This window comes from Bacillus sp. FSL R5-0593 (genome assembly GCF_038603755.1).
GTDB lineage: Bacteria > Bacillota > Bacilli > Bacillales > Bacillaceae > Bacillus > Bacillus velezensis.
In genome coordinates, this window is record NZ_CP152011.1 from 311,474 (window position 1) to 323,525 (window position 12,052).

12 protein-coding genes are annotated in these 12,052 nt (G+C 48.5%); 11 read left to right on the forward strand and 1 reads right to left on the reverse strand.

Annotated features, from left to right (window positions below; genetic code table 11):
* Positions 1-69: 69 nt before the first annotated feature.
* The 5 genes from NYE36_RS01550 to NYE36_RS01570 all read left to right on the forward strand — a co-directional run bounded on the left by NYE36_RS01550 (position 70) and on the right by NYE36_RS01570 (position 5,303).
* Positions 70-849, forward strand: a complete 780-nt coding sequence (locus NYE36_RS01550; RefSeq protein ID WP_094032899.1) for a glucose 1-dehydrogenase — start codon at positions 70-72, stop codon at positions 847-849.
* Between the two features lie 83 nt (positions 850-932).
* Positions 933-2,612, forward strand: a complete 1,680-nt coding sequence (locus tag NYE36_RS01555) for an alpha-glucosidase (RefSeq protein ID WP_094032900.1) — start codon at positions 933-935, stop codon at positions 2,610-2,612.
* Positions 2,613-2,796: 184 nt separating this feature from the next.
* Positions 2,797-3,756, forward strand: coding sequence for a metal ABC transporter substrate-binding protein (locus tag NYE36_RS01560; RefSeq protein ID WP_032867360.1), 960 nt, complete (start codon positions 2,797-2,799; stop codon positions 3,754-3,756).
* A 54-nt stretch (positions 3,757-3,810) separates the two neighbouring features.
* Positions 3,811-4,506, forward strand: a complete 696-nt coding sequence (locus NYE36_RS01565) for a metal ABC transporter ATP-binding protein (protein ID WP_003156655.1) — start codon at positions 3,811-3,813, stop codon at positions 4,504-4,506.
* Entirely contained in the window at positions 4,464-5,303 is an 840-nt protein-coding gene (locus NYE36_RS01570) for a metal ABC transporter permease (RefSeq protein ID WP_094032901.1), read from the forward strand. The genes NYE36_RS01565 and NYE36_RS01570 overlap by 43 nt, the downstream gene beginning before the upstream one ends.
* A gap of 44 nt (positions 5,304-5,347) precedes the next feature.
* Here the strand turns inward: NYE36_RS01570 and NYE36_RS01575 are convergent, their stop codons facing one another.
* Positions 5,348-6,343, reverse strand: coding sequence for an LLM class flavin-dependent oxidoreductase (locus tag NYE36_RS01575; protein WP_007409045.1), 996 nt, complete (start codon positions 6,341-6,343; stop codon positions 5,348-5,350).
* Between the two features lie 275 nt (positions 6,344-6,618).
* Here NYE36_RS01575 and NYE36_RS01580 point away from each other — a divergent pair, with 275 nt between their 5' ends.
* From NYE36_RS01580 to NYE36_RS01605, 6 genes are all read left to right on the forward strand, one after another.
* Entirely contained in the window at positions 6,619-7,215 is a 597-nt protein-coding gene (locus NYE36_RS01580) for a TerD family protein (protein WP_053104606.1), read from the forward strand.
* A gap of 23 nt (positions 7,216-7,238) precedes the next feature.
* A complete protein-coding gene (locus tag NYE36_RS01585; RefSeq protein WP_007409047.1) occupies positions 7,239-7,820 on the forward strand; it encodes a TerD family protein in 582 nt (193 codons plus the stop codon).
* A 32-nt stretch (positions 7,821-7,852) separates the two neighbouring features.
* Positions 7,853-8,431: a TerD family protein gene (locus tag NYE36_RS01590; protein ID WP_038456899.1), complete on the forward strand. Its 579-nt coding sequence runs from the start codon at positions 7,853-7,855 to the stop codon at positions 8,429-8,431.
* Between the two features lie 38 nt (positions 8,432-8,469).
* On the forward strand, positions 8,470-9,243 hold the full coding sequence (locus tag NYE36_RS01595; RefSeq protein ID WP_003156644.1) for a TerC family protein: 774 nt from the start codon (positions 8,470-8,472) through the stop codon (positions 9,241-9,243).
* Positions 9,244-9,315: 72 nt separating this feature from the next.
* Positions 9,316-10,938, forward strand: a complete 1,623-nt coding sequence (locus NYE36_RS01600) for a YceG family protein (RefSeq protein WP_094032902.1) — start codon at positions 9,316-9,318, stop codon at positions 10,936-10,938.
* A 6-nt stretch (positions 10,939-10,944) separates the two neighbouring features.
* Positions 10,945-12,033, forward strand: a complete 1,089-nt coding sequence (locus NYE36_RS01605) for a toxic anion resistance protein (protein ID WP_094032903.1) — start codon at positions 10,945-10,947, stop codon at positions 12,031-12,033.
* Positions 12,034-12,052 lie beyond the last annotated feature (19 nt).

The window sequence follows — 12,052 nt, forward strand, 5'->3', positions numbered from 1 at the left end:
TTCCTTTTGTTTTCAGCCGATTAAAACCGGGTACATGCTCTGTATTAACATCAGGGAGGAAATGAGACAATGTATCAGGATTTACAGGGAAAAACAGCGATCGTAACAGGTTCTTCGAAAGGAATCGGAAAAGCCATTGCCGAACGCTTCGGCAAGGAGCGGATGAATGTGGTTGTGAACTACCTCGGTGATTCCGCCGGAGCGGAAGAAGCGGCGGACATCATTGAGAAAGCGGGAGGCCGAGCCGTCACCGTAAAAGCCGATGTATCCTCAGAAGAAGGGATTCAGGCGCTGTTTGATGCCGCCCAGGAGCATTTCGGGGGTGTGGACGTGATGGTCAACAATTCCGGCTTTAACGGGGCCGAAGCGATGCCCCATGAAATGAGCTTGGAGGATTGGCAAAGGGTCATCGACGTCAACGTGACCGGCACCTTTTTGGGGGCGAAAGCGGCACTGAAACATATGCTCGATCGCGGCAAAAAAGGAACGGTCTTAAACATATCGAGCGTTCATCAGCAAATACCGCGTCCTGAAAACGTGCAGTACTCGGCATCCAAAGGCGGAATCAAAATGATGACGGAAACGATGGCGCTCAATTACGCAGACAAAGGCATCCGGGTGAATGCCATCGCTCCCGGCACGATCGCCACGGAGTCCAATAAGGATCTGGAAGATGAAACACATAAACAGGCCCAGCTGAAAAAAATTCCGATGAACGCCTTCGGAAAACCGGAAGAAGTCGCCGCGGCCGCCGCATGGATGGTGTCGGAAGAAGCGAGTTACGTAACCGGAACGACACTTTTCGTCGACGGAGGCATGACGCTTTATCCGTCTCAGCTGGAAAGTTAAAAGAGGAGGGGAAACCTTCTCTTTTTTGTTTAGGAAAGGATTATAAAGGAAATGGTTCTCTAAAAAACAGGAGGGGCCGCAAGATGGAGAATGACTGGTGGAAAGACGCCGTTGTCTATCAAATCTATCCGCGAAGCTTTCAAGATACGAACGGCGACGGCATTGGCGACCTGCGGGGGATTATCGCGCGTCTCGATTATATAAAAGAACTTGGCGCTGATGTGATATGGATCTGCCCGATTTACCCGTCGCCAAACGTCGATAACGGCTACGATGTGACGGATCATCAAGCGATTATGGAATCTTACGGAAGGATGGAGGACTTTCACGATCTGCTTACAGAATGCCACAGCCGCGGATTAAAGCTTGTGATGGACTTTGTCTTAAATCATACATCCACAGAGCATCCTTGGTTCAAAGAGGCGGAAATGAATCCGGACAGCAAATACCGCGATTATTATATTTGGCGGCCGGGCACCGCGGACGGCCCGCCGACCGATTGGGTGTCGGATTACGGACAATCCGTCTGGCAGTACGAAGAACATACGGGCGAATATTACCTGCATATGAACGCCGTCAAACAAGCCGATCTGAATTGGGAAAACCCCGAAGTTCGGCAATCAGTATACGAGATGATGAGATTTTGGCTCGATAAAGGCGTGGACGGATTGCGAATAGACCAGCTCCATCTTCTGTCAAAAAAAGAATACTTGCCGCCATATGAAGATTACATCGCCCGCCGGGCCGATCCGAAGCCTTTCCGGCCAAACGGAGCACGGATACATGATTACTTAAAAGAAATGACGAAAGAGGTATTTTCCAAATATGACGTGATGTCGGTCGGCGAGGCCGGATCAGTGACGCCTGAGGAAGGGCTGGTCTACACGGGAACCGATGAGCATGAACTGAATATGATTTTTCATTTTCAGCATATGGAGCTTGATCAAAAGCCGGGCCAAGAGCATTGGGATGTAAAACCGCTTGAGCTGTCCGATTTGAAGAAAGTGCTCACAGATTGGCAGGAAAAACTGGAACATCAAGGCTGGAATACGCTGTATTGGTGCAATCATGACCAGCCTCGGATCGTATCCCGTTTCGGAGACGAAGGCACATACCGCAAAGCATCCGCCAAAATGCTTGCCGCCCTGCTTTATTTCATGAAAGGCACGCCGTACATTTACCAGGGGGAAGAAATCGGCATGACAAACGCTCCGTTTGACAGAATAGAGGATTATCAAGATATTCAGACCGTCAATATGTATCATAAAAGGGTATTTGAAATGGGTCGGAACAGGGAAGAAGTCATGGCGTCCATTATGGCGAAAAGCCGGGACCATGCCCGTACACCGATGCAGTGGGACGGCAGCAAGAATGCCGGATTTACGGAGGGCGAACCGTGGCTCACGGTCAATCCCAATTACAAAACCGTCAATGCGGCCGAGGCTCAGGATGATCCCGATTCTATATTGAACTTTTACAAAAAACTGATCCGCCTGCGAAAACAGTATGCTGATATCATAAAAGGCAGCTACACGCTGCTGCTTCCTGATGACCCGCAGCTGTTTGTGTATGAAAGACAGGCAAACGGACAAAAACTCATGTCTATCAGCAACGTATCGAAAGAAGAAGCCGCTTTTTATTGGCCGGACGGTTCCGAACCTGAAAGGGCCGAGCTGCTTCTCAGCAACTATGATAATGACGGCGGCACGGAATCCCGCATCACATTCCGCCCATACGAAACAAGAGTTTATCTGCTTGCCTGATATGTGATAGGACTCCCCCGTCCATACATGGCGGGGGCTTTTTAGGTAAATTGGATATTAATTTAGAAAAAATATCTTGCAAAACGTAATTACTTCGTTTTATTATGGTATAGGTAACAAATGAACGAGAAAGAACGCTTTGGAAATCGTCATCATTCTGATTTACAGAACAGGGGGAAACGGCTTGTTTAAAAAATGGAGCGGAATCATTGTCATTGCGGCATGCTTTTTAATCGCGGCGGGCTGCGGCAATTCATCTTCAAAAGGTTCGTCAGGTTCTTCAAAAAGCGGCAAACTGCACGTCGTGACGACCTTTTATCCTATGTACGAATTCACGAAACAAATTGTCAAAGACAAAGGCGATGTAGACATTCTCATCCCGTCTTCGGTCGAACCCCATGATTGGGAGCCGACGCCGAAGGATATCGCCGGCATTCAAAACGCCGATCTTTTCGTATACAACAGCGAATATATGGAGACATGGGTTCCTTCAGCGGAAAAAAGCATGGGCTCTGATCATGCGAAGTTTGTAAAGGCGTCGAAAGGAATTGACTTACTCGAAGGTTCGGATGAAGAGGAAGAGGAACATGGACACGGCGGTCATGACCACAGCCACAGCATGGACCCTCACGTGTGGCTCAGCCCGGTTCTTGCGCAAAAAGAGGTCAAAACCATTACGGCGCAGATCGTAAAACAGGACCCGAAGAATAAAGCATACTATGAGAAAAATAGTAAAGAATATATTGCAAAACTGCAGGATCTTGATAAACTATACCGTACAACATTAAATAAAGCGGCGAAAAAAGAACTGATCACACAGCACGCGGCATTCAGCTATCTCGCCAAAGAATACGGCTTAAAACAAGTCGCGATTGCAGGCCTTTCTCCTGAAGAAGAGCCGAGTGCGGCCAAACTGGCGGATCTCAAAACGTTTGCCAAACAGCATGATGTGAAGATCATCTACTTTGAAGAAGTTGCATCGCCTAAAGTTGCAGATACACTTGCCGGTGAAATCGGCGCGAAAACGGAAGTGCTCAATACACTGGAAGGTTTAAGCCAAAAAGAACGGGATAAAGGCATCGGTTATATCGACATTATGGAGAAAAACCTTGATGCACTGAAAGATTCGCTATTGGTTAAATAACATAGTGTGCGCCGCGGGGTGCACACTATTTCTATGCGGGAAAGGAAGGTCAGCATGAATCTCGTTACATTACAGGATATCGTTTTTGGTTATTCGCATACACCCGTGCTTGACGGCGTTTCGCTGGAAATCAAAAGCGGCGAATTCGTCGGCATTACAGGACCGAACGGCGCGTCAAAATCGACGCTGATGAAAGTCATGCTCGGCATGCTCAGACCTTGGGAAGGAACGGCCGAGATCAGTAAAAAAAACGCAGCTGGAAAACGCCTGACAATCGGCTATGTTCCGCAGCAGATTTCTTCATTTAACGCAGGATTCCCAAGCACGGTTCTGGAGCTTGTGCAATCAGGCCGTTATACGAAGGGAAAATGGTTTAAACGATTGAACGAAACGGATCACCACGAGGTGGAAAACGCGCTGAAGATGGTGGAAATGTGGGATTTCCGCCACCGGAAAATCGGCGATTTATCCGGCGGACAGAAGCAGAAAATCTGCATTGCGAGAATGCTTGCGAGCAATCCGGATCTGCTGATGCTTGATGAGCCGACAACCGCGGTTGATTATGAAAGCAGGCAGGGTTTCTACGAATTTATGCACCATCAGGTGAAAAATCACAACCGCACCGTCGTCATGGTGACACACGAACAAAACGAAGTACAGCAGTATCTGGATAAAGTTATACGGCTTGAGAGGGGGGAAAAAGGCGGATGGAAATGTTTGACTTGGAATTCATGCGACGAGCTTTTCTAGCGGGAAGCATGATCGGAATTATGGCGCCGATATTAGGCGTATATCTCGTGCTGAGAAGACAGGCGCTGATGGCGGATACGCTGTCTCATATTTCATTGTCGGGCGTGGCCATCGGTTTTTTTCTCAGTACCAATATTACGGCGGCGAGCATCGTTGTCGTCACGATCGGAGCGATCGGCATTGAATACATGCGGCGGGCGTACCGTACATATTCAGAGGTATCTATCGCAATCTTAATGGCGGCCGGGCTGTCGTTTGCGATGTTTCTGATCAGCCTGTCAAAAGGCGGCGCGTCGATGAGCATCGATCAATATTTATTTGGATCGCTTGTCACGGTCAGCCAGCAGCAGGTCTATATTATCGGAGGCATTACCCTGCTGATTCTGCTTTATTTCATTATATTAAACAGACCGCTCTATCTGCTTACTTTTGACGAGGCGACGGCGAAGACATCAGGCATTAACACAAACCTGCTGTCAATGTCATTCAGCATCGTGACGGGGCTGGCGATTTCGGTCATTATTCCGATTATCGGCGTGCTGCTCGTTTCCGCGCTCCTCGTACTGCCCGCGGCTTTTGCAATCCGTATCGCCAAAGGGTTTAAATGGGTGTTTGCGGTAGCCATTATTATTTCTCTTTTCAGTGTGTTCATGGGGCTGACGTCTTCGTACCAGCTCGGAACGCCTCCGGGGCCGTCAATCACTTTACTGTTAATCATTCTGCTTCTGCTCGGGTTTACGCTGCAGGGGATTTGGAATGCGTTTAAAAAAGGAAAAGAACGAAAAAACCGCCGTTAAGCGGTGCAGCAGTCTCATCTGCTGCTCCGTTTGACGGCTTTTTTTCACAGAAATATATCAGCAAGACGCTCATATGACTCTTTTTTTGCTTCGAAATCAAAGACGTTGCACAGCACCATCATCTCTTTTGTCTGATACCGCTCGGAAAGTTCAAGCAGACGGCGTTTCACTGCGGCAGGAGAGCCGATCACCATCCGCTTCCTGTTTTCTTCTATCTGTTTACGGTCCTCCGGCGAATACGGATAAGCTTTCGCTTCCTCCACACTCGGCACGCGGCTGTCGGCGCCTTTTCCGACACGAAGAAGCCATAAATCCTGGCTTAAGGCGAGTTCTTCCGCTTTCTCATCCGTAGCCGCGCATATGACGAAAATGGCACAGAGCGAGGCGGGAGCGGAAAAATGGGCGGAGGCCCGGAAATGGTCCCGATAGATCTGAAAAGCTTTTTCCCCGCGTTCCGGATTAATGAAATGGCCGAAGACATAGCCCGCACCTTGAAGAGCGGCGCGTCTGGCGCTGTTTTCCCCGAGGCCGAGCACCCAAAGCTGCGGGGCTGTTTCAATCAAAGGCGCTGTTTTTATTCCTGCATAAGCATGGTCTGAGGGAACCGAATCTGTCAGAAAGGATGATAAATCCTGAAGCTGCCTGTTGAACTCGGTCATGCTTTTCTTTACCCCGTCTGTGAGGGCGAGCCGGATTTTCGTCGTGCCGCCCGGTGAGCGTCCGACCCCAAGGTCAATCCGGTTCGGGTGCAGTGCCTCAAGCTGACGGAAAGTTTCCGCGACTTTATAGGGGCTGTACTGCGGCAGCAGCACGCCGCCTGATCCGACACGGATGGACGTTGTGGCTGCGGCGGTATGAGCGATCATAATTTCCGGCGAAACGCTTGCGAGCCCTCTTGTGCCGTGATGCTCGGCAAACCAGTACCGCTTATAGCCCCATCCTTCACTGAGACGGGCGAGCTCCGCTGAACGGCGGAGCGTCTCGTGCGGCCCGTTTCCTTTGGATACGGGCGCCTGATCAAGTATGCTTAAATCAATCACTCGTCTGCCCCTTTCCTGACATGTATTGATACAAGGATAGGAAAAATGTTAAGTCCCCGTCAATTTCTTTGTTTTCTCTATTCTCTCCGGAACGAAGGAGAATATAGGAAGTAATTTTTCGCCGTTTTTCGCCAAAAATTCTTATGTTTTATGAAACTTTGATATAATAAAAGACGTATATCTTAATAAACACCGGGATTCTTGTCCCGGAATTTAGTAAAAATGCGCACTTGCGGCGTGCTTAGCGGCACCCTTACAGAATAGGAGTGAATCATATGGCGATCTCTTTACAAAAAGGACAGCGGATTGATTTAACAAAAGGAAAAGCCGGTCTGTCAAAACTGCTGGTCGGACTCGGCTGGGACCCTGTATCATCCGGGGGCTTTTTCGGAAAGCTGTTCGGCGGAGGCGGTGCCAATATCGACTGTGACGCTTCCGTACTGATGCTTGAAAATGATAAAATGATAGACAGCAAAAACGTCATCTATTTCGGCAATCTGAAAAGCCGGTGCGGCGGTGTCGTACATACGGGTGACAACCTGACGGGTGAAGGCGACGGCGATGATGAACAAATCCTCATCGATTTGGCGAAAGTGCCCGCTCAGATTAATAAACTTGTGTTTGTCGTCAATATTTACGACTGCGTCAGACGAAAACAGGACTTCGGCATGATTCAAAACGCGTTCATCCGCGTCGTTGATCAGGCTAACCGCGAAGAACTGGTGACTTACAATTTAAGAGATAACTATTCAGGCAGAACGAGCCTGATCGCGGCTGAAATCTACCGCCAGGACGGCGAGTGGAAATTCGCCGCAGTAGGAGAAGGCACAAACGATACAAAAATCGGCGATATCGTTAACCGATACGCCTAAACGATAAAAAGGAGAGTGCACACATGGCAATTTCATTGGCAAAAGGACAAAAAGTAGATTTGACTAAAACAAATCCGGGTCTTTCTAAAGTCGTTGTCGGCCTTGGCTGGGATACAAACAAATACGACGGCGGACATGATTTTGATTTAGATTCCAGCGTCTTTCTATTAAATGAAGCAGGAAAATGCGCGTCGCCCGATGATTTCATTTTCTATAATCAGCTTGAAGGCGGAAACGGCTCTGTCGCACATTCAGGCGACAACCTGACAGGCCAGGGCGAGGGCGATGACGAAAGCGTAAGAGTCAACCTGAGCGCAGTGCCCGCGGCTATTGACAAAATTTCATTCGTCATCACGATTCATGAAGCGGAAGCGCGCGGCCAAAACTTCGGACAAGTTTCCAACGCGTTCGTGCGCATTGTCAATGAAGAGACAAATGAAGAGCTGATCCGCTATGATCTGGCTGAAGATTTCTCAATTGAAACAGCCATTATCGCAGGGGAGCTTTACAGACATAACGGCGAATGGAAATTTTCCGCGATCGGCTCAGGCTACCAAGGCGGACTGGCCCGTATTGCGACAGATTACGGCCTGCAAATCGGCTGAACCATATCAAACACAGAAGGGAGAGACGGCACATGGCTATTCAATTGGCGAAAGGACAGCGTGTTGATCTGACAAAAACGAACCCCGGCCTTACAAAAGCGGTGATCGGCTTAGGCTGGGATACGAACAAGTACTCCGGAGGGCATGACTTTGACCTTGACGCGTCGGCTTTTCTTGTCGATGCCCATGACAACTGTGTAAATGATCTTGATTTTGTTTTCTACAATAACCTGGAACACCCAAGCGGGGGTGTCATCCATACGGGAGACAACCGGACGGGCGAGGGCGAGGGAGACGATGAACAAATTATCGTCGACTTCTCAAAAATACCCGCAAATATTGAAAAGATCGGCATCACCGTCACGATTCATGATGCGGAAGCGCGCGGCCAAAATTTCGGACAAGTGTCGAACGCGTTCGTGCGTGTCGTCGATGAAAACACCCAGAATGAACTGCTTCGTTTCGATTTAGGGGAAGACTTCTCGATTGAAACGGCGGTTGTCGTTTGTGAGCTTTACCGCCATGGGGCTGAGTGGAAGTTTAACGCCATCGGCAGCGGGTTTTCCGGCGGTCTGGCATCACTTTGCCGGAATTACGGCTTGCAGGTGTAAGCAGGAAATTACCGTTTTACTAAATAGGAGGAAAAAACTTGGATTTTCTACATCATATTATGTCGACCTACGCTTCCTTTTTTGATTGGAAAATGTGGGGTGAAGTGCTGACTGACCCTGTATCATGGGGGCTGATCGGTTCCTTGGTTCTGCTGGAAGGGCTGCTGTCGGCCGACAATGCGTTAGTGCTTGCGGTGATGGTAAGGCATCTGCCTGAAAAACAGCGGAAGAAAGCATTAACATACGGATTGTTCGGGGCATATATTTTCCGTTTTATCTTTATCGGGATCGGAATGCTGCTCATTAAGTTCTGGTGGATTAAAGTGCTTGGCGCGCTGTACCTGGCTTGGCTCGTCATTAAGCATTTCTGGATCGGAGAAGGTGATGACGATACGGAAGGCATGAAGAAAAATTCATGGATGGTCCGTACGTTCGGAATTTTCTGGGCCACTGTCGTTTCAGTTGAGTTAATGGATTTGGCCTTCTCTGTTGACAGCATTCTGGCTGCGTTTGCGGTATCGGAAAAAGTGTGGGTGCTCTTGATCGGCGGTATGCTTGGCATTCTCATGATGCGTACAGTCGCAAAAGTATTCCTTGTTTTAATTGATAAAATCCCTGAGCTTGAAAATACGGCTTTTGTGCTGATCGGGATTATCGCCGTGAAAATGGCGGCGAGCGCCTTTGATTATGAAATGCCGCACGTGGTGTTCTTCGGAATCATCATCGCTGCGTTTGTGGTAACGTTTATTATCCACTATTTCAACAAACAAAAGCAGGTTCAGGAGCAAACGGCTGCATCTAAAGAAGAATAAAACAAAAAAGGAGGGAGAGTTCATTTCCTTCCTTTTTTGTACCGATCATCATGAAGAGAAAGGAGGAAAATGATGAAGCAGGAAGAATTGGTGATCCGAAAGGCCGAGCCGGAAAACGATGACTGGGAAACGTTTCTGATGCGGCCGCTGCCGGAACGTCCCGGTTACGAGCGGGAAAACGGGCTGGCGTTTACCCGTCTTGCCGTCCGGATTTTGGGCACTCCTTATGATGAGACGGAGTATTACAATAAGCTTTTCGAGCTGTCTTCTCATGAAAACATCCATGTGTTAAGCGAGACGCTGGATAAGACCATCGCGCCTGAAACGTTTCAGGCGCTCCAGCACATCCATTCGGTCAATCAAAAAGAGAAAGGGCTTTCGGTTTCCAGATTTGTCGCGTTTCTCGATGGGGGCAGGCTGCTTGCCAAACATGCTGATCCGCTTATGCACCGCCGGCTGAGGACCGCGTTTATGACGCTTTTGGAAACTTTTGCGGACCGGCATGAAAACGGGCTGAATCATCCCGATTTCCGGCGTGTGCTCTTGGATGTGTCAAAGTTTTCGCTGAACCACCTGAATCCATGGCTCGAACAAGCCGATATAGAGCGTGAGATGCCGAAGGTGGTGTGGTATGGAGACGCTGCCAAAAGCCAGCTCTATTTTCTCTATTATATAATGCTGATCGGCTGTGACGTCCTATTGTTTCATCCGGCTGCGGAAGATCCGTTCAGCTTGATTGATCCGGATGAGGAACTCAGCTTTGTGATAAAGCTCCCCGCAACAGGCGGCCTTGAGCCATTCCCGAAAGAAAAGCCGGACAGAACGTCCACGACGGCCTACCGGTCAACGAAAGAAATTGAGCATGTGCTGAACCATGAGGAATCCATGATGTATAAACCTTGGCAGTTCAGGGATCATACCCCGCAGTCCGTGACCTTAAAAACGACGTATGATGAGTTATTTCTCATTGCGAAGGAGCGGGCGTTTATCCGGCCGCAATTTAAAGCGGACAGGGAGCGGGTGGCCGTTCCGAACCTTTTTGCAAAAGTGATGGGGGTTTCCAAAGATACGAAAGAATATTGGAACAGACTCCATACCGCCGCGGACTATCAGGAGACACACATGATCCGCAGTTTCCCGTTTACGGAAGAGCTGAAAGCCAACTACCAGTATCACTACAGTCAGGTTTTGAACGAAGAAGGAGTGATTGACGCGGATAGGCTGAAAAAAAGCAACATCTGGCAGTACAAGCACCTCCCGTCAGGCGTGCAGAACGCCATCGCCAATGTGATTTCTGACATGTGCAGAAACCCCGGACTGAAGGCTTTGCCCGGCGAGCAGGCAAGGGATGCCGCAATCTATTTGTTCCGCCAGGCGACGAACCTGCCCGCTTCGCTGCTGCAATTGATTCAGACGTTTGATTACGCCCAAACCGTTCCGAAACTCGTTTTATATCATACGGAACAAAATGGTGAACTCACACGTTCTGACGCCGCCGCTCTGTTGTTTTTAAATAAATTCGGCGTCGATATCATCTTGTATAATCCGCCGGGGCATCAAGATATTGAGCATTATATAGAAGAAAGCCAATTTGATGTCCATTGGCTGGAGGACATGGTGTTTCGGCAGGAATATAAGGAGCCGTCACTCGTAAGAAAGCTGTTTAGAACCATTACGCAAAAGCAGGGAGAGTAAATAAACATGACAGAAAATCAAAATCCGCTTGTTCTTGATAAAAATGAAGAGATTTCTGAACAAAAAGCAGATGACATCAGGGTGCAGCTGCGCCAAGACCCTGAGGTGCAGCGCATTTCGCAGCAGATTGACGTGAAAAACCAAATGGAGCTGCTTGAGTACGGAAAAGAACCGGCAGTTGAAATCTCGAAGTTCTCCGACCGCATCTTAAATATGTTGAAAACAACAAGTGTCACGGATTCAGGCACAATGCTGACGCAGCTCGGAAAAATCATGGACCGTTTTGACAAAAATGATTTCGATGAACCAAAAGGATTTCTCGCTAAAATGTTCAAACGCGGCAACAGTATGATTGAAAAGATTTTTCAAAAGTACCGCACCCTGGGCGGAGAAATTGAAAAAATCCACGTCGAAATTTCAAAATACAAAGATGAAATGGCAAAGACGAACCATACGCTTGAAGAGATGTATGAAAACAACATTAACTACTACATGGAGCTTGAAAAATATGTCGTTGCCGGGCAGATGAAGCTTGAGGAAATGCAGGCGCTCATTCCTTCTTATGAAGAAAAAGCGGCAGGCGGAAACCAGCTTGCGCAAATGCAGCTTGATACGCTGCGTGACGGGCTTCAGGCGCTTGAGGAACGTGTCTATGATTTAGATATGGCGCGGATGGTGGCGCTGCAAACGGCGCCGCAGATCCGCCTCCTTCAGCGCGGAAATACGAAGCTCATCGGGAAAATCAATTCCGCTTTCGTCATTACGATTCCGATTTTCAAAAACGGCATCATTCAGGCTGTCACAGTCAAACGGCAAAAGCTTGTGGCTGATTCAATGAGCGAGCTGGACCGCCGCACGAATGAAATGCTGAAGCGAAACGCTGAAAATATTTCAAACCAAAGCGTGGAGATTGCCCGTATGGCAGGCCGTCCGAGCATTGACATTGAGACGATTGAAACGTCTTGGAATACGATTGTCAGCGGTATGCAGGAAACGAAACAGATCGAAGAAGAGAACAGACGTATCAGAGAAGACGGCGCGAAACGGATTCAACAGCTTCAGGATAATATTAAAAACGCAGTCTTAAAGAATTAACACACACCCCGCTTGCTTA